The organism is Mycoplasma elephantis ATCC 51980 (assembly GCF_000687815.1).
Lineage (GTDB): Bacteria > Bacillota_I > Bacilli_A > Mycoplasmatales > Metamycoplasmataceae > Mycoplasma_H > Mycoplasma_H elephantis.
In genome coordinates, this window is the sequence record NZ_JHXU01000001.1 from 91,804 (window position 1) to 113,486 (window position 21,683).

A 21,683-nucleotide genomic window follows, 5' to 3' on the forward strand; every position below is an offset into this window, starting at 1 on the left:
ATTTTCCTATCTTTGTCTTCTTAACGAATCTTGAATTGCGGCACCAATTAATTGAATAGATACTGTTAATATTATTAAAACTGATGCAGGGATTACCAAGTATCTAAAATTTATTGTAAATATATTTGCGGCATTGTCTAACAAGTTACCAAGTGTAGGCTCATTTGGTATTGATTGTCCTATAAATGCAAGAGAAACTTCTGAAAAAATTATTCCCGGAATTGTAAAAATTAAGTTTGTAATTAAAATTGGAAGAATTATAGGTATAAAGTTACATGAAATTTTTCATGATGGAGTACCTAAAATTTTTGAGGCATGTACTCATTCAAAATTTTTTGCTCGTTTTACTTGTGCTCTAATTTGGTTTGCCAATCCTGTCCATGAAAACAATGAGAGAGCAATAACCATAACTAAAAAGCTTGGATTAAAGGCAATAGTTGCAAGTATTAATATTAATATAGTAGGAACGATAGAAATTATTTTGATTATAAAAGTCATTATTTTATCAAATCAATTAAATTGTCCCATCAAAATACCAATTATTAGACCCACGGTTACCTCAATTAAGGTTACGCAAGTAGCTAGTGCTAATGAAAAAGCTAATCCATGAAAAAGTACAGCAAATATATCTCTACCAATATCATCTGTTCCAAAAATGTGACCATTTTCAAAGAAGTCTAAATATGTTTCACTACCATTTAAAGCGCGAGGATCTTGAGTAAATGGGGGAACAACTATTGCGGCAATTATTAATACAAGTAATAAAATAACTCCTACTATACCACCAAAGTTTTGTCCAAACCTATTTATAAATTCCCTAAAAGGACGTCTAGGATCGCGAATTGTTTGTGTATCTTTAAAATTAAATAAGTCGCCTACAATTTCTCATTTTTTATATTCAAATGGTTTGATTAAATGATTAGGAGAAAACCTAGTATTTTTTTTGTATTGAGATACAAGACGATCATTAAATAATTCTCTCTCTCTTTTTTGTTGTAACCAACGTTTTAGTTTTTCATTAAAAGATAATTTATATTTTTTGAAATTTTTGATTTGATTTTGTGCATCATAAGTATTTCCAGAAAGTTTTTTGTGAGATAAATAATTCATTTCTGATTTTGTATCTAGATATAATTGTCTTAATTTGTTTTGAATTTCTTCTTTGTTTTTTTTCATTATTTACCCCCTCTTCTAACACGTGGATCAAGTACTTCATATAATGCATCACGTAATGAATAAGAAAGAATTATTAATACTGAGTACATAATTATCATAAATAACACAACATTATAATCTTTTGATTGGATAGCATCGATCATAGTTGAACCCGATCCAGATATAAAGTAAACTTTTTCTATAAAAAGTGAACCAAGGAATGAACCAAGAATAACACCTGGGAAGAATGTTGCTATAGGGAATAGCGCTGGTTTTAAAGCATGTTTTCAAACAAATCTAGATTTTGTCACCCCTTTTAAGTATGCGAATTTTGCATGCATTGAATTAAGTTCAGTATTTAATTCAGTTCTTAAATATTTTATATATGTAATTGTTGATGCCATTGAAAGTGCTAAGCCCGGTAAAATATAGGTAATTATATTAGAGGGGTCAAACATTGTTGGCATATTTAATTTTGAACCTAAAAATAATAATAATAAAGCTAAAACAAGTGATGGGATTGAACTAATTATTGATATAAGAACTGTTGAAAAGTTATCTAAGAATCCTCCTGGGTTTTGACCAATTCAGATTCCTAAAGGTATCCCAATTAGTAATGTTAATATAACTGAGAAAATACCAATTAAAAATGATTTTCAGAATTTAATTCAAATAAATTCATTTATTTCAACTGAAGGAAACATAACTAAACTAATACCAAAGTCTAGTCGTACAATTCCAATTAAATATCTTAGGTATCTTTGAAATAACGGCAAATCTAGTCCATATCTATGTTCAATAGCTTTTTTTGATGCTTCGCTAAGCCCTGTAGTTAATCCACTAGATCCTGGGACTGAATTAATAAGGAAGAAAGTGATTGTTATAACTATTCAAGAAATAATCAAGAATTCAGCAACCATTTTTAATGATTTTTTAAATATTGTGGTACCAGGATTTTGTCTAACCTTAGTAACAAAACTTGTTTTTTTGCTTTGAGTATTGTTGTAAATTACCAAATTTGTAACTTTCTGATTTTTATTAAGAGAACGATATGTATTATCTTTTTTGTTTGTATTTTTATCTTGCATATTTTTCCTTTTTAACCTTTAATAGTTGTTGGTAAATTTGGTAATGGTGGTTTAGTTACATCGTAGGCATATTGTAATGAAAATTTAAATAGACTTTCTACACCCCCGACATGTGAGATTTGTCATTTTGTATCCACTTCCATTAATGGAATAACAGGGTTAGAGTCACGAAGTATTTTTTCAAACGAAACAATCAATTCAAAAACATCATTTTCATTATTTCAATCTTCACTTCTCTCTTTTTCTGTAAATTGAAATGAAAAGAATTTGTTTAATCTATTTGTTCTATCTTCTAGAGTTTCGCCTTCATATGTTTTTGCTAAATCTTTTATTTTATTTCAATGTTTTTCACTAATTCTTAGTCTTAATCTAGCAAAAGTATCATTTTCATTTATCAATAAATATTTGAAAATATTATTAAATTCTTGTTGATTTTGAACGCCAGGAATAAACATTTCAATTTTTTTCTTTTCATCTTGAATATTTTTTAAAGTTTGAGTAATCCTATCTTTTATTTGTTCAAGATTACCTGTGCCTTTTATTAATTCTCATTCTTTATGACCGTAAAGTGATTGTATAAATTCGTCAGTTATATCATCTTTACTATTAAAATCAAACAATATTTTTTCCATTGGTTTTTCATTATAATAATGACCTTCGTAGCATTCTTTTTCATAATGTTCATAAATTTTTGAAAATATATTTAATGATTCTTTTGCATCTTCTTCTTCTAAAAAGAATTTGTCTTTTATTCATTTTAGATTTGATTTATTTATATTTTCAAAGTTCTCAAAATAGTTATCATAAGTCCATGCACCTGATGGATTTGTTTGAAAACCTAATGTTTTTGATGCTTGTTCATTAATTTCATCTTTTTCAAGAAAAGCCCTTATATATCCATCATAATTTGTTCCGAAATAATCAAAATTAAAGTATGTTAAATCGAACTTTCCCTCACTTCTAAATTGAGTGTAAGTGTTAGGGGGGTATGATTTTAAATTAATTTGTACATAATCACCAAAAGCCTTTTTAATTTGATTTTGTAATGATATTCCGGCTCTTTCCTTTTCTTTGGAACCATCATAGATATATTTAAGTTGCACTTGTTTTACATCTGGATGATTTTTCTTGAATTGTTCTATATAGAACCTTGCGGTACGAAAATCAAACATCATATCATCACGTTTTAAGTTTTCAAAAGTATAAGCTTTTGACAAGTGATCAACAAATGAATAATTTTGGATTGGATAATCTTCATGATTTTTAGCTTTAACTTTCACATCCTCGAAAAATGATTCAAGCGGTATACCTTTTGTAGTTCTTGAGGTGTTAAAGGCAGTTCAGTTTATAACTGGGAATGATGCTTGTCATCCAACAAGATTTAACATATCATTTCTATCTATACTATATGCAATAGCATTTCTTAAGTTAGGATCTCTTAATAAAGGATTTGCTTCTGTGTTAGGATCTAAATTAAATTGCATTCCTATTGTTCCATATCCTGCTGATTTAACTAAATATTTTTTAAATTCAGGATCTGATCACATTTGTAAATGTAGAGAACTAGGTAAATCCGCAGCGGATAATTGGCCAGATTTGAACATATTTATTAAGACAATTGGGTTATCGTTAAAATAGATAATGCATTTACGAGGAATTATTCTGTCTACATCGTAATATTGTTTATTCTTTTTAAGAACAATATTTCCTTGTGCTCCAAGTTCTAAAGATTCTATTTCAAAAGGTCCTGATGTAATAAAGTTTTCAAGTTTATTACCAAAATTAAGAATTCCGCCCGCTTTTGTCTCTATAAATCTACGATTAACAGGAACTATTACACCTTTATCCATAATATTTATCATGTTATTTAATGTAGGTGGTGCAAACTCATCAAATTCATATCTTAAATCATATTTGTCATAAGCATATGGTTTGTATTGTCCATCAGGGTGTCTTCAATCTTTTATTTGTCTTGGATCAAAGTTCGGATTTGGTAAAATTTTAACATTTTTAATTATTTTTAATTTGCCATCAATTTCTTTTTGAATAGATATTGTAATAGGTTGTAAATTACCATCTTTATCTAGTATTTCAACATTACTATTTTCACCTAAACTCAATTGTTTTTCAATAAATTCATTTGAAAAATCTAAATATCTTTGTCCTGTATAAATACCCAAATTTGATGCGGCATTTTTAATTTTTTCAATATATTTTTTCTCATCTTCATGAGTAAATTTATTGCCTAATTTATCGGTAATTACATTTCCGTTATAATCAACTAAATTATTGTTTTTATCCACATCTAGTTGAGGTTCGTAAATAGTATATTCTTTACCACTATAATCTTTAAATTTATTTTCAAGATTTTGTCTTCACATTTTTAATTCGTTATCAAAATAATAAGTACGACGTCCAAAAGGATTTATAAATGGAGTTTTAAATATCTTTTGATATTCTTGTTGCGCATCAATGAATTGCTTTGCTCCTTTTATATTAAGTGTTAAAAAAGTAGTTAGATGTTGAGAACCGGTTGATAAATCAAGAATATATTCTGCAGAATCACGAAAATCTTGCGCAACAACTTCATCCGAATTACTTCATTTACTACTTCCTTTATTAAGTGCAAATCTAGTTGATAAAACAAGATTTTCTTTATTAAGAATTGAAGTCATTGATCTTTGTCCATTATCACCAGTAAATAAACTACCAGCGGTAAAAAACGCTGAAATATTGTAATAACTATTTGAAGTTTCAACTTTCCTTAATCTATTTAAATCCGCTTCACTCGTTAAATATTTATCTAAACTTGATTCATTTGATTCATATCATCTATAACTAAATTCAGGTAAATGAAAACGTTGTTTTATAGCTTCGCTAACACCAGCTTTTGTTATTCCTTCAACTAATGAAGGAAGAACTTTTCCAACATCTGTATAACGAATATAATTAAGAGATGAAAGAGGTAATGTGGCAAGAGAAACATCGTATTTTTTAGCTGCATCTTTTGCGGTTCACGCTATATTATCAGAAGTTAAAGCAGCTACACTTAATGTTGTTATAGGGGCCGCTATACCAACACCAACAAATGACAATATAATAATATTTTTTGTTTTAGACATTTTCCCTCCTATAAATTAAATTGATCTCTTATTTCTATTAGAGCAACTTCTTCTTCTTTTCCATCATGCACCGCCAAGACTGTTTTCATTGTTACTGGTGACTGATTGTATGTTTTACCATTTTCGGCAAGAGTTTTTTTACTTCCAGTTGTTATATTCTTAACGAATTTTTTATCTTTATCAACAAATCTAACTAAGTAATTGTGACCAGGAACTAGAGTAGCATTTTGATAATTTCCGAATATTGAGTAATCACTTACTCATGATCCATACCCTTCATCTTCTAGTGTGTGTTTTGAATTAGTTTGTGCTTGATTTTTGTAATAAAATAAGTTATTTGTATTTTTTGTATTAACGTTAATATAGAATTTTTCTCCTGTTTTTACATCTTCAAATTCAAGGTATTTAATTCTATTGATTATTTCTTTTTTATCAAAACCTCACATAGCAACAAAGTCATCGCCTTTATTTCTTCAAATACCGGTAATATTTCTATCGCCCACACCTTTTGATTTTAATAAGTATATTCAGAATGCTCTTGCGCGATCATTAACAAAATTACCATCCAAGTCTTGAATTCTTATTGTTTTATCTATTATTGAATTCCCCTTTTCATCATATAACTCTCAACCTAATTCTTTTCTTAGTCAACGATCTTTAAAGAAACCATTATTTTGTTTTCTTACCTTGCCAATATAGCTTGGGTTTGCGGATGATAGAGTAAAATCTTCAGTACCATATAATCCAAACGAATTATCTCTTTTAATTTTTGATTCAATAGGTTTTACTAAATCGCTTATTTTTTTATTTTGTAATTCAATTTCTTTTGATAAATCCTCTAATTCTTTAAATTCTGCTTTTTTTCTAGTGTCATTAAATGAATGTTTGGTTAGTTCTTCATTTCTTTTTTCTATATTTTCAACAATTTTTTTGAACTTAGTAATAGCTGGTGCATAATCCGAACTTCCCATTTTTTGTACTGGTGATACAGAGGTATTGCCGTCTTTATCTTTAAAACCATAAAATTTAACTGTAGTTATTATCGAATTATGTTCATTAATATCTTCTTCTTTTGTTCCTTTTATGCTAAGTCTTACTTTCAATAACATTGTCCCTTCAACATCATCACCACTATTAGGAACAACATTTAATAATTTGAAATCTAAACCAGTGTTAGTGCTATTAAGCCCTTTAGGGTCCCTATTTGTTCCAAAATATTTAAAGAATACTCCATTATCAATAAAACTTTGAATTTCGCTAACAAAAGGTCCTGCCATTAATGAAGCGGTAAGGTGCTTTGTAAAGTTTGCATTTAAGTTTGTCATATGGAAAACATCATTAACATTATGTAATAAATCAAGAACTTTTATTAGTTGAGTAGATTTTTCCTCATAATCTTGTTTTTCATTTTTATAAGTTTTATTTTTAACATCTTCTACTAAAGAATTGTATTTGTTAATTGATTCTTGTAATGTTTTTTTGGCACTTGAAATTTTATTATCACCATATTTAGCTTGATTTATTTTTTCTTTAATTACATCATTACCAATCATGTATGATAATTCGCCTAAAATTTTATTAACTTTATTCATATTTGCTGAATTATCAATAAAATGTTTTGTAATTTGTCCATTTACAAAGAATTCTAAACCTGTAGAATACTCATTTATTCCTTTGAAGTATTTATTTAAAGTTCTAAAATCTGTTGTACTTGGAGAATAAGTGGTTTGAACAAAGTCACGAGTTAAAACTTCAGGAAGATTATATGTATAATCAGTAAATACTTGTCCTAAATCAGTATTGAGTCTTGATGTAAAGAATGTTTTAGCTATTTTATTAATTTGATTATCTAAATTAAAACCATATGTAAAGGCGATTTTATTAATAGGGAATCCCATAATTTTTGATCTATTTACAACATAAATATTTCTGTTATAGTATGATAAAAATTCAGAATAAAGACGTTCATATTTTCCATCTATAAAAGGAATATCACTTAAACTTAATTGACCAAAATCATTTAATGCAGGATTATTTATCATAAAGTTTTTTACTTGTTCCCAAATTTTTTCATAAAGTATTGAAACACTTATTGGAATTCTTTTATCTACTTGATAAGTTTTAAACTCATTATCCGAAACTATATTATTACCTTTAAAAAGGTTTATTGAATTATTTTGATTGTATGCTATGTTTAAAAATTGTTTAAATGTTTCTTTTTGTAATTCGATATCATTTTTTGAATTTTTATTGAAGTTAATTAAATCAACATCTGTGTTAAATGCATAAAAATCAGAATTTATAAATCTGTTCATAGCTATATTTGCTAAAGTTTGTTCATTATCATTGTTTTTTAATAATTCCTTTTCTTCATCGGTTCCATTATTTAAAATATGTGATTTAAATTTACCTAAATCAAATTTTGTTTTTACATATTCTATATTTCAATTTCTTTCCGAACCATAAACCATTAATGGGTCAATAGACATGAATTCTACTAAATCTGCTATATCCGTAAATTGTAATGTATCATTTTTTAAATATTTTTCAATTATTGAACTACCAAAAAGTTTTTTTAGTATCGATACATGTTCATTTTTTAAACGAATGTTATTAACTTGCTTGATTCGATTTACAACCATTTCCATAAATTCTTGTTTTTTTACAAGGTCGTTAAATGACTCCATACCTTTTAATTTGAATATATTTTTAGAATTTATGAATGGTAAAACCATTTTTAAATCACTAAATACTTCATCATTTGCATATAGATCAAACATGTTATCTTTATCTCTAAATAAAACATTAAAGATTGATTCAACTCCAAATTCATTTATTCTTAATGAATATTCGTCTTGATAAATGTAACGATATTTATCTTTCATATTTCCGAAATATTTCTTATAAATAGAGTTATCACTTTTCACAAATCTTAAAACACCAAATTTATCTTTTTGACCTTCTCATTCATCATCATAAGACTTTGTTGATACATAATCAATAAATAATTTACTTAATTGCGCAGGAAGTGAAACTCCATTTTCTTGAACGGGAATATCTTTGTAGTAATCAAGTTTTTTATTATATTTATTTGAATTATTAGAAATACTTGGTGATTTTATTTCTGGATCAAACACAGGTGTCTGACCATCTCTTGCTGCAACAAAATGGAAATAATTTGGGTTACCAAAATAATTTGCATTATCCGAATCAAAGCGTTCTGCTAATTCAGGAGTAAATTGCGCGGTAGCTAGCGCGGGATTTGCTTTAACTTGTTTTATAACGCCATCATAATATGATTTTAATTCGGCGAAAACAGGTCATGATGTTTTTAACTCAAAAGTAGGCATTTTTAAATCATCATCACCACGATGATCTGAATTTTGTCAACCATTTATATAGTATTTTGTATCCATCATTTCACTAACAGCGTATTCGATTTCGCTATTAATATTTTGAATTTCGGCATTGAATAATTCTCCATATAAAGTTATTTCATTCCCTTGAATATCAACACCTTTGAATTCATTGTTTTCTATTTTATAAATTGGTTGTCCATTAATATCGTTTATAAGTACTTTAGTGACAATTGTTAATTTTTCATAATTGCCATTTACTTTGATGAAAATGTTTTTTGTTTCAAAAACACGAGGAACATATTTATTATTTGTTGAATCGAAAATAAATTCAATAGGTTTGTTGGTCCCATCTTTTAATATTTTTTCTAACTGACTTGTTCCAGAGCTAATAAATTTGTAGTTATATATTACATTTCCATCAGCATCTTCTTCAATTGCGTAATATTTAGCATTTCCAGAAATAGAGGGAGATATAGTTCCGGAGTCATGATCAAACGAGTTTAGTAAAAATAAATCATAAACTTTAAGACCTCTTAATTTTGCCGCATTTTTAAGACCTTCAATCGTTTGAAGGGCTCTTCTTTCATTATTATTAAATGCTTCATAATAATCTTTGGCAGAATGCGAATTTTCACTTCCTCATATTTGTTCAATAGTTTCTGGTACTATTTTTAATTTTTTATTTTCAACGCTTACAGTAGAAAATACAGGATAGTTTCCTGGAACATTATGATTTTGTTTTTTGAAAGCAAGGTTTTTGTTTATTAAATCAAGTTTTGAACTTCTTGCTAACAAATATTCGCGAACAGTGTCTTTATCATAGAATGATTGATCTTGAGGACCCATTCTTGTATCAATTCCACCAATTAAAACAGAATAATCTTTATTTGATATGTTTTGTATATTTTCTAATGTAGAGTGGTGACCATATTCGTGAGCACCCACATATTTCAAGAAGTTAATGCCAACACCTTCAAAATTAGGATCTATTGCTTTTAATAACATGATAAAACTTATACGGTCATTAATAGTTAATTTTGAATATTCTCCATTTTCTAAAGTGAATTTATATGCTCCATTTTCATCAATTGATTTTTGAACATGAACTCCTGTTCTTTTTTGAATTAGGTATGGATATTCACTTTCAATAATATCTATTAAATCAGAGTAAAGTTCATTATACAAATCAAATTCATATACTTTTTTTCCATTGGCATCATTATATTCATTTGCAATAGATAAAAAATTAGGAGAATAAGCAACTTTATAATTTAGTGCCGTTTTTAAATTTGATAATTGATTTATGGCATTCATTGAATTATCTTCTGCGTGAATTTCAATATTTTCTTTTTCTCCATCTTGTTTTTCTAGGATGATTGAAAGTGTTTTATTTTTGAGAATTAAATCATCCAAATAAACTTTTTCAATATTTGAATCATCAAAGTTTGAACCAAATGTTTTTTTAGCTTCAGACTTAGTTTTAAAAAGAGATTTACTTAATTCGAAACGATTAGCATTAGGTTTTTTATATAAATAAAGTTCCCTTCTAAGTTTTTTTGCAATATCTTCATCATCTGAATTGTAATATGTAACTATTTTATATAATGCAGGAATATCGGCGTGAGCGAGTGAATTGTAAAGTTTATCAAAATCCGTTAAATAAATTTTGAAGTTAACAAAATCTTTAAAAGTATCTACTTTTGAAAGCAAATAGTTATTTATATTTGTGTAGATATTAGAAAAAATAGGGTCATTTCATGAAGGATCTAATTGAATTCTTTCAGTTGGTTTTCCGGGATGTTTATTTTTTGAAGGATCATCATTATGTTTTTTTAGTAGTTCTTTATATTCTTCACTGTCTGCTTTATAAGGACAATATTTACCTACCATATTAGCTTCATCAGCATCCGAGTAAATATAGCCTAATGAAAGGTTTCAATTTTGTTTATCATTTTTTTGTTCGTATGCCAAATGCTCATTTTTCATAAAGTTTGTTCTTACAATTCTAACTTTTTTGATGTTTTGGTCCAAAATTTCAAATTCTGATTTTACTGGAACTTGTTTTCTTGCTTCATTAACATCAGCTATACTTAAGCTCATTATCATTTTTTGTTTTTCTAATGTTTTTTTATTAGTTAATTCAACTTCATAAAATGAATAGTTAAGATTTGGGTTTGTCATTAAGTTAACTAATTGAATATTTTTGAATTGACCAATAGAATTTTGATAATCAGGTGTTTTATTTATATCGCCAGGATAGTTATAAATAGCGTTTGTTATTATAAATTCATCTAATAGATTTTGAACATTTGTGTTGTTCAAACTTTTACCATTAATTTTGGTTAATAATGAATCATTACCGTTTCCTTCTCCAGCTTCTGTAGAAAATAGTGGTAAAGAACCAAAGAATGAATCAGGCCAAAAAGTTATTTCTTTAGTTTCTTTGTTACGGCAAACATGTCCTCCAAGTGTAATGGTAGAACCAGTTTTATTAACTCCCTTTGCTATTTTGAATCTTTCCAGAGTTAATACATCAGGACCTCATGCAACATTTTGAATAAATCAATCAACATAATCCATAAAGTCTTGAACTCCAACAGCTTCTATGTATTCGTTAACAAATTCAGTAGGTCCAAGTTGAACTTTTAAAACAGGTGTTTCATTGTTGTAACGCCTTAAGTATTCGTTAAAAAACTCTTTTTCAGTATATTCTTTATCCTCGTTGTAAAAACAAATTGTATTTTTAGTTATTTTTCCATCAACTTTTTTTTCTTTAACGTAAGCTAAAGGTTTTTTGTTTTTATCGCAAAAAATACCTTGAGTATTAGATTCATAAACACCATTATTGTATTTAAAATCATTGAAAGCATTTGATTTTGTGCCTTTATTTATGTTTTTTGGGCGCTTGTCAATTTTTGAATACAAATATGAACCAAGAAAAATAGTTCCTATGGCCGCTAATGTTATTCCAACTGATAAAAAAGTTTTTCTTTTTAAAGATAATTTTTTCATGTTTTTCCTTATCTATATATTAAATTTATATATTATATATGTTTTATAATGTCATCTAATAATTATCAATATTTTGAAAATGAGTGTTTTGTCACTTATTTTAATGTTTGAATAGTTGCTTTATTTAATATTTTTTTAAAAATAGTTATTTTAAAGAAAGCATATTTTTTCACATTTCAACAAAACCTACTCAAAAAATACTGAAATTAATAATTTTGTGAAAATAATTTAAATAAAAAACAGCATCATTCATGAGATGCAGTAACAAGATAAATTATTTTTTATAATCCAAATTCTGTAAATGTTTTAAGTAATATGGCGGTAGGCTTATTTTTTATTTCGGCAGTACCTGCTATATCACAGTGAATATAATCTACATTTTCTGTAAAGTGGTTTAAGTACATTGCGGCATCATTGCTATCACAAAGTGTAGTTTCAGAACAATTTTTTATATCCGCAATATCTGTTTCTAGATTTTTCTTATCAAAATCTTTATGCATTGGCATTCTTCAAATTAATTCATGTTGTATGTTTGAACACTTTAATAGTTTTTCAAACTTGTCATCATTAGTTGATCATACACCACTAAATGTTTGCCCTAATGCTGATACTATAGCCCCTGTTAATGTAGCGGTATCAATAATTGTTGTGGCTTTTAGTTCTTTTGCTGCATATGTTAATGCATCAGAAAGAACTAATCTACCTTCAGCATCAGTGTTTTCGATTTCAACATTCATGCCATTCATTGCTTTTATAATCATGTCTGGAGTAATAGCGTTTCCGTCAAGTCTATTATCAGTTATTGGTAACACACACGCAACATTTTGTTTTCCATTCAACATAGCTATAGATTTAATTGTTCCTGCCATGATTGCTGCTCCCGACATATCAAACTTCATACCTAACATATGAAATTTTCCTATTTTGATATTGTACCCACCAGAATCGAATGTAATACCTTTACCAACGTAAACAATTTTATTTTTATCATTTGGTTTAGGGGTATATTCGAGAACCACTAATCTTGGTTCATAAGAACTACCCTTATTCACCCCTAAAAGTAAATTCATTTTTAATTTTTCAATTTCATTTTTATTAAGAAATTTTCCAGAACAGTGTGGTAAATTCATCTTGTTAAAGTCATCTGTAATCCGCTTGGCCAAATATTCACTTGTACAAATATTTGGTGGCATAATTTGTAATTCTTTAACTTCTGTAATATTTTGTGAAATAATTTCTGCTTTTTGCTTCTTCTTCCGATTGTATGTTTGCTTTGTATATAAACAAATATTTGTTTTTTTATCGCTATAATCTTTTTTCAAATTATATTGCTTATCAAATACAAAATGATAAGCATATATAAAACACATAATTAATTCATCAATATCTTCAAAATCATTAGTTAAAAATGAATCAAGATCAATTTGTCAATTTTGTTTAGATTCTTTAAAGACAATTAGTAACTTCCTATAAAGTGTTTCAAAATTATATTTATTTTTATTAAAAATTAAATAACCTGTATTTGAAGAAAGATCAATCATTTCGTGTGAAGAAAAATTATCATTATCAATAAATTGACATGAAATTAAAATATCATTGTTTCTTTTACTGGTTATTTGCATAATTGCTCCATTTATATGATATTAAAGTATTATAATTGCAAAAAGAGGATTTATGCAAAAAAAAATTAGTTTTTGAGTGGTTTTAATAATAATTATTAAAATTTCATTTATTTCATTTGGTGGCGGGAACGCAATTTTTCCTATAATAAAAAAGGAAGTTTTAGAAAAAAGAAAGTGATTAGAAGAAGATGAATTTAATAATTTAATTGTCAAAACAAATCTTTTACCTGGGCCAAGTATAGTTCAGTCATTATCATATATTGCTATCAAAATTTTAGGATTTTGAAAAGGATCGATACTTATTCTATTAGCTTTAATTCCTCATATTTTGTTATTTTTTTCGATTTTTTTATGTATAAGTTATCTACCTCAAAAATATTTGTATGTTGTTTCCGTTGCAGTTTTACCAACAATAGCGGGTATTGTTTTAGCGTTTACGATTAATTTTATAAAGAAAAATAAAAATGAAATTAACAAATCTATTTTTTGATTAATTTTTCTTTTTACATTAGCATATTCAATATTTATGCCAGCACCATTTAATGCACCAATTTTTCCAATGATTTTCATAATAATATACATAACTATTGTTTATATTGTTTCGTTATTAAAATCAAAAAAAGAAATAAAAGGTGAGCAAAATGATTAGCGTTATATTATTTTCAATTGGTTTATTAGTATTTATTTCATTAATTGTTTTTGGAGGAGGGCAAGTTTTTATGCCCTTATTTCAATTTTATTGAAATAGTTTAAGTAATATTTTTAAAATACCTATTAGTCAAGAACTTATAGACGGGGCTTTTGCTGTAGCTAATGGAACACCTGGTGTTTTGTCGGTCAAATTTGCCTTCTTATCCGGATATTTTATAGGTCAAAATCAATGATATACATTTATTATTGTTTTAATTACATATCTTAGTTTTGTTGTTCCGCCAATTTTCTTAATGTACATTTCAATGAGGTTATCTAAGAAATACAACAAACAAGGAATGTTTAATGTAATGTTATCTAAATATTTTAAACCAATTGTGGCCGCCATTATGATGGCATTAGTTGTTCAAATAATGATGGTATCAATCTTACCTTTTTTACATTTTAATTCTGAAAATTTTATTTTTAATCAAAAATATATTTATGTTCAAGAAACACAAAAATCTATTTTTTTTAGCGATTATAGAAAATGAATCTTAATTCCTTGATGTTTGTTCTCGTTCGGATATTCTTTTTATTTATTTAAAAAAAATTTTCCTGTTTTTATTTTAATTTTATTAAATATAATAATTGCAATGATGATATTTCACCCATTTGTATAGGAGAACAATGAATAAAAAAATTATTAAGCAACTTGCTGAAAAATTAAATATAAAAGAAGGTCAAGTTGAAGCAAAACTTACGCTTTTAGAACAAGATAGTACAGTCCCATTTATTGCTAGATATAGAAAAGATGTTACAGGAAATCTAGATGAAGAACAAATTGAATTTATCAATATCAAATATCGTTATGGTGTTGAGTTAGAAAAAAGAAAAGAAGCAATAATTGATATATTAAAAGAAAAAGGATTATTAACCGATGAAATAAAAGAAGCCATATCAAAAGCCGAAACAAAAGCAGAAGTCGAAAATATTTATGAGCCATATAAAGTTGGTAAAAAAACAAAAGCAACAGAAGCTATTGCTTTAGGTTTAGAACCGTTAGCTAAATCTATCTTTGAAGCAACAGATAAATCTTTTAACCCATATGCAGAGGCCAAAAAATATATTAATGATAAAGTCCCAAATGTAGATTTTGCTATTGAGCAAGCTCAATTTATAATTTCTCAATGAATTTCACAAGATATAGAAACAAGAAAATATGTAAAAAATAATATTGAAACATATGGAATAGTTGTTTCAAAAGCTTCTGAAAAACAAAAAGAAAAAGACGAAAATAAAGTTTATGAGATATATTATGATTTTCGCACACCAATTAAACACATAAAAGATTATCAAATATTGGCGATAAATAGGGCAAGCGAAAATAAAATTGTTTCTTACACATTAGAATTCAGGGATAAGCCTATTGAGTATGAGTTAAATAATAAATATTTTAAAATACCTACAACAGGAAAAATTATTAATGCTTCACTAAAAGATGCATTAATAAGACTTATTTATCCTTCAATAGAACGTGAAATAAAGTCAGATTTATTTGCTAGAGCTGAAAAAAATTCGATTGAATTATTTTCAGAAAATCTTGAATCATTACTTTCTGCACCTGTTTTAAAAAACAAAAGAATACTAGCAATTGACCCTGGATATGTAAGTGGATGTAAAATTGCCATTATTGATGAAAAAGGTAAATTTTTAGAAAAAAAATTATTTTATATTACTAAAAAGAATCATTTTCCAGAATATAAAAAAATGTTTTTAGATTTAATCAAGAAGCATAGAATCAACATGATTGTTTCGGGAAATGGGACCGCATCTCATGAAGTAAAAGAATTTGTGGACGAGTTTCTAAAAGAAAATCATGATTTAAAAGTAACTGCAGATATTGTTTCGGAAGTCGGGGCTAGTGTTTATTCGGCATCAAAAATAGCAATAGCAGAATTTCCAGATTTAAGTGTTGAAGAAAGAAGTGCTATCAATATAGGAAGACGTCATCAAGATCCATTAAATGAACTTGTAAAAATTGACCCCAAATCTTTAGGAATCGGGCAATATCAACATGATGTTAATCAAAAAGAATTGAAGGAAGCGCTTGATTTTAAAGTTTCAAAAGTGGTAAACAAAGTAGGGTTAGAGATAAATTCTGCAAGTAAATCAATTCTTTCATATATATCAGGTATAACTCCATCGATAGCTGAAAAATTAGTAGAACATGTGAAAGAAACAAATGGATTTAAAAATAGAACAGAAATAGCAAAAGTAAAAGGCTTAACAAAAAAAGCTTATGAACAAGCTATTGGTTTTTTAAGAATTTCGGATTCACCTTATTATTTTGATAGAACTTTTGTACACCCTGAATCATATCCCCTTGCTAACAAATTGATAAAACACATAAATTTAGATTTAGATAAAATTGATAAAAAGTTTGTTGAAGAATTAGATCGTGAAAAATTAATTAAAGAATTAGGTTCAAACAAAAGTGAAATTGATATGATAGTTGATGCTCTTATAGAGCCTTATAGAGACGTAAGGGATGAAAGAAAAACTCCAAATTATAATCAAAATATAAAAGAAATAAGTGATGTTGTTGAAAATGAAATTTATGAAGGAATAATTAAAAATATTACAGATTTTGGAGCATTTGTTTATTTTGGTATAAAAACAAATGCTTTAGTACACGTAAGTAAATTAAGTGAAAAAATTACTCAATCTAATAAATATAAACCAGAAGCATTAGTAAAAATAAAAATTTTAAACAAGGATGAATCAAAAGGAAGAATTGGAGCAGAAATTATAGAATTTATTTAACAAAAATTAAAAAATTTTATATAATTTTAAAGTTATGTTACAAAGAAATACACATTTTATTATTAAGTGCTCAAATAAGATTATGAAAATAGTCTATTTTTGCTCTAAGTAATCGTAACAAAAACTTATTTTTTTAAAATTATTTAATTAAAAACGATTGTTTGGATGCAAAACCAACAATCGTTTTATTTATATTTGGAAAGGAGGTACATTGAAGAATAAACAATATAAAAATCGCAATGAAATTGACCCAAAATTTAAATGAAACCTAGATATTTTATTAGATGGTAAAAGTCCAAAAGATGCAATAAATGAATTATTTATTATGTCAAAAGAACTTTTAAAATACAAAGATGATAAATATAATTCAATAAATGATTTTTTAAAATTTAAAAAAATCGAAGAGCAATTTACGATTAAGTATAATAAAATCTACAATTATTTGTCAAATAAACAAAATGAAAATGTGGTTGATAAAGAAATTAATTTGTTATATTCCGAATTTGAATATTTATATAACAATTTTATTAGTGAATATGGTTGTGAAGATACAAGAATTATTAAAAATGAAGAAAAAATTAAAGAATGAATTAATTTAAAGGAATTTGAACCATATAAAAAGAATATCTTAGCAGTTATTGATTCGAAAAAATATAAATTAGAAGCAAATATTGAAGATTATATAAACAAATCCTCATACGGAATCCCTGATATTGAAAGCATTTTTAGCATTATTGATAATTCGGAAATAGATTATGGTTATGCCACTAATAGCAAAAACAAAAAAATTAAAATTACAAATGCTAACTATTCATCATTATTAAAACATAACGATTTTAATGTAAGGAAAACAGCAAAATTAAGTTATGAAGATGCTTACATTAAAAGAAAAAATTCATATAGCGCTTTGTTATTTAATGAATTTAAATCTCATGTTTCTGAAGCGAAAATACGAAATTATAATTCAACAGTAGAAATGTTAACTTATGAGGATCGTATTGATGATAAATTTATTACAACTCTATATAGCGCGGTTAAAAATAATTTATATATCTTTAAAAAATATCATAAATATAAAAAGAAATTCTTTAAAGCTAAATTTAAAAAAGAATATACAAGATTTGATTCTGAAGTTGATTTATTTAAATTGAAACAATCATACACAATTAATGAAGCTCAAGAATTAGTTTTGGAAGCGCTTAAACCATTTGGTGAAAATTATATTAACCAAATTAATAAAGCTTTTAGTGAAAATTGGATAGATTATATGGTTTGTGATAACAAACAATCTGGAGCTTATTCAATTGGTGCAACATATGGTTTAGATAAAAAATATATTCTTATGAATTTTGACAACCAATTACGCTCTGTTGAAACTCTTGCTCACGAGTTAGGTCATTCAATGCATAGTTTTTATAGTGATAATAATTTGAACATAGAAGAGTCGCAATATCCAATATTTTTGGCTGAAATTGCCTCAATCTTTAATGAACTCATGCTTTATGATCATTTACTCCTTTCTTCTCCTTCTGAAATTGAAACTTTCTCAATTTTAAATTCTATTATTAATGGTTTTATTGGTACTGTTATGCGACAAGTAGAATGATCAAATTATGAATATAATCTTTATAAAGCTATAGAAACTGGTAAGGCATCGCCAAATTATGATTCTTTATCAAAAATATATTTTGAAAACTCAAAAGAGTATAATTACAAAACAAACATAAAATCGAATAAATTCAACGAAAATGAACAAATAGGTTGTATTTATGTCCCTCATTACTATATGAATTTTTATGTATATAAATATGCAATAGGTCAATTAGTTGCTAATATATTTTTTGAAAGATACAAGCAAAAAGGGAAAGATATTCTAGAAGAATATATAACAAAATTTTTAAGTGCGGGAGGCAAAAAGTGACCTCTAGAAATTCTTAAAGACAACAATATTGATTTATATGACCCTAATGTTTATAACTTAGGTTTTAAAAACATAGAATCAGTTATCAACCAATGAATAAAGATTGGTAAAAAATTATTTAAAAAATAAACTAAATTAGAAAGGAATATATATGTTTAAAAAAAGACATTTATTTATAGCGTTAGCGAGCATACCAGCTTTGTTAGCGTCAACATGTGTTATAAGTTGTAATAATAATGATAACGAAAACATCATAAATAGACGCAATACACTTATAACTAGATATAATGCATCAAGAACAATCGAACCATTTTTCTATGACTTTTCAGCATCTTACGGTAGCATGACCGCTGGTCATGAAAACACATATTTATCAGGAAATTTCATAAGATATGCTCGTAGTGGTGAAACAAAAATTACAAAAACACCTAAACAAGTAGGTGGAGCAGTTGTTTACGACTTCAAGGTAGAAAAACCTACATTAGAGTGATTACAATTAGATTTATCTTCAGAAATTTTATTAACTCTATGAGATGGTACTAAAAAATATTATACAAATTCAAAGCATGAAGTAACTCCTAAGTGAGATGAAAAACAACAAGTTTTAAAATTATCTTCTAAGGATGAAAAATCAGTTAATAATCCACAATTTATAAAAGATTTAGAAAAAGCAAAAAGTGTTCAATTTATTATAAGAGATGTAAATTGGACTGATTCAAATAATAAAGAAACAAAATATAAACTAATTGCAGATGATTTTTACTATTCATGAATGAGAACTCAATTGTTATCAATAAAAAATAGGATTAAAAATGGTGCAAAAGATGTTATCTCAGAAGAATTAAAAAATGGTAAAAAAACATACGTAGATGAAATCGGGAAATTGTATCGTGGAGCAAAAACACATTTTAGTGATACATCATATTATCCTAATGGTTATTTATTAGAATTATTTGGAGTTGATTTAGAAGGATTGGACGACTATAACAAAACTGTTGTTGAAGTTGAAAACTCTCAAGGTCAAAAAGTAAAAGCGTTTACATTTAATGCTTCACCTTCATTAATAAAACAAAATGAAGGAAAAACAGGTGCTGAAGTACAAAATGCTAAATTTGTTGATTACCTAAAAACTTTATGTAATGAATTGGTATTTTCACCAGCTCCTAGTCAATATATAAAAGAAGTAGCGGAAGCAAATAATGAAGAACAAACAGTTGATGATAATGATATAAAAGAAAAATTAAAATCTCTTACTGGAGATGTTAAAAAATACGGATATTATTGATATGGTAATAAAAGAGAACAACTACTTTATGTTAGTCCATTTATACCTAATGGATATAATTCCGAAACAAACACAGAAACATACACACAAAATAAATACTACTGAGATCAAGGTTGAGTTAATTCTAAAAATTCAATTAAAAAAATTCAAAATGAATATAAAGCAGCTCCTATTGACGGAAAAGAATTTAATGATTCGCAATTTAATGCATTTAAAGCAGGATTAATTGATTCTATTTCTTATGATTCTCTTAGTCAAAGCAACAAAGATAAAGTTGATGCAGGTATTCCAGAATTTCCAATACAATATAAACAATCGTTAAACAAAAATCATAGGTTATATCAACTTTTAGAAAATATTATTCCTGTTTCAGACCCTGAAAACACAAATAATTATTCATTCAATACAAACTATGCAAAAATGATTTTTGGATATTCATTAGATGATATAAAAAAAGGAGTAAATAGCGATAATAAAGATGTTGCAACAGCATCATCATTTGTAAAAGGTTATGGAAAATCATTTAGATCTTTAGTGGCTAATACAATTAATATGTATGCTTTTACAGCATTCATTTCTAACAATCAAAATCAACCATTATTATCTGGAATAGCGTTAGATTCTCCATGATTTACAAATACAGAAAAAACTCCAAGAGAGAATTTATATGAAATTAATGAAACATATGTTTTTGATAAAGATGGAAATAAATTAAATTTATCAAACACAACTGACCCAAAATACGCAATCACACATAAAGATCTTGAAAATTTTGATATTCATCAAAAAACTGAAGATAAATTAAGGACACCTTTTTATGAAAAAATTCAAAAAGCAATGAAAGAATTGCTAGACGAATTTTATGCTAAAAACTCGTTAGCAAATACAGATAAAATTAAATGAACACAATGTTACAGATATACAAACCCAGATGATAAAACTAGACAAGCAATGGATACCTACAAAAAACTTGTTAATTCATTAGATCCAAGATTGGAGTTTGATATTATATATCCAAAAGATGGAAAAGAACTTCAACAACAAGTTGTTTATGGTACGGGACTAAAAGAGTTTAATGGTTGAGGATATGACTATGAAGCACAAGGTTCATACTATACAGGACTAACAGCATCCACATCAACTAGTTTATTATATGTTCTTTCAACAATACTAAAAGAAGAAGGTAATTTACAAACTCAACTTCCAACATTAACAAAACTAGCTAAATTACTTGACAAAAAACTTTCAGTAGTTCCAAATTCTAACTATTTTATACCATTTGAACTTAAATACTATTCAGACATTCCAAATAAATTTTTAATATCAAATAGCGTAAATGAATTATATAGAGACTCTAATGGAACCATTAGATTATTGGATGAAAAAAATGCGGATGACAAAGCAATTTTGGATGCTCGTAAAAATGTTGGAGAATTCAATACAGTACTTGCAAAAATATTCCTTGACCTTCAAGGAGAATTAACTGTAGAAGAACACATAGAATTAATAAAAGAAATTAACTCAGTTTATATTTGAGATTTTGGAACAAATTTACAAACAGCAATACGCCCTAGACCTGTAATTCAAACAAATAAATATATTGCTCCAAACTCAAGTAGTTCAGTTCCTTATTACCAAGATCTTGTACTTGTAAATAAATAAT

At 26.6% G+C, this 21,683-nt stretch carries 10 protein-coding genes; 5 read left to right on the forward strand and 5 right to left on the reverse strand.

Annotated elements, in window-relative coordinates; genetic code table 4:
- Positions 1–6: 6 nt before the first annotated feature.
- From T380_RS0100415 to T380_RS0100435, 5 genes are all read right to left on the reverse strand, one after another.
- Complete coding sequence (locus T380_RS0100415) at positions 7–1,176, reverse strand: ABC transporter permease (protein ID WP_245594762.1); 1,170 nt, start codon at positions 1,174–1,176, stop codon at positions 7–9.
- Positions 1,176–2,243 carry an ABC transporter permease gene (locus T380_RS0100420; RefSeq protein WP_027333999.1) on the reverse strand — a complete coding sequence of 356 codons (1,068 nt, stop codon included), beginning with the start codon at positions 2,241–2,243 and terminating at the stop codon, positions 1,176–1,178. The genes T380_RS0100415 and T380_RS0100420 overlap by 1 nt, the downstream gene beginning before the upstream one ends.
- A gap of 11 nt (positions 2,244–2,254) precedes the next feature.
- Positions 2,255–5,365 (reverse strand): ABC transporter substrate-binding protein, encoded by a 3,111-nt coding sequence (locus T380_RS0100425; RefSeq protein ID WP_027334000.1) that lies wholly within the window; start codon positions 5,363–5,365, stop codon positions 2,255–2,257.
- An 8-nt stretch (positions 5,366–5,373) separates the two neighbouring features.
- Entirely contained in the window at positions 5,374–11,736 is a 6,363-nt protein-coding gene (locus tag T380_RS0100430) for a PDxFFG protein (protein WP_027334001.1), read from the reverse strand.
- 281 nt (positions 11,737–12,017) lie between these two features.
- On the reverse strand, positions 12,018–13,358 hold the full coding sequence (locus T380_RS0100435) for a M17 family metallopeptidase (protein WP_036436599.1): 1,341 nt from the start codon (positions 13,356–13,358) through the stop codon (positions 12,018–12,020).
- A gap of 52 nt (positions 13,359–13,410) precedes the next feature.
- Between T380_RS0100435 and T380_RS0100440 the strand changes: the two genes are divergently transcribed.
- The 5 genes from T380_RS0100440 (at position 13,411) to T380_RS0100460 (ending at position 21,682) form a co-directional block, all read left to right on the forward strand.
- Entirely contained in the window at positions 13,411–14,007 is a 597-nt protein-coding gene (locus T380_RS0100440; RefSeq protein ID WP_027334003.1) for a chromate transporter, read from the forward strand.
- Positions 14,000–14,671 carry a chromate transporter gene (locus T380_RS0100445; protein ID WP_027334004.1) on the forward strand — a complete coding sequence of 224 codons (672 nt, stop codon included), beginning with the start codon at positions 14,000–14,002 and terminating at the stop codon, positions 14,669–14,671. Before T380_RS0100440 ends, T380_RS0100445 begins: the two co-directional genes overlap by 8 nt.
- Before the next feature lie 7 nt (positions 14,672–14,678).
- Complete coding sequence (locus T380_RS0100450) at positions 14,679–16,814, forward strand: Tex-like N-terminal domain-containing protein (protein ID WP_027334005.1); 2,136 nt, start codon at positions 14,679–14,681, stop codon at positions 16,812–16,814.
- 211 nt (positions 16,815–17,025) lie between these two features.
- On the forward strand, positions 17,026–18,864 hold the full coding sequence (gene pepF, locus T380_RS0100455; RefSeq protein ID WP_027334006.1) for an oligoendopeptidase F: 1,839 nt from the start codon (positions 17,026–17,028) through the stop codon (positions 18,862–18,864).
- 22 nt (positions 18,865–18,886) lie between these two features.
- Complete coding sequence (locus T380_RS0100460; protein WP_027334007.1) at positions 18,887–21,682, forward strand: OppA family ABC transporter substrate-binding lipoprotein; 2,796 nt, start codon at positions 18,887–18,889, stop codon at positions 21,680–21,682.
- The last annotated feature ends 1 nt before the right edge of the window (position 21,683 follow it).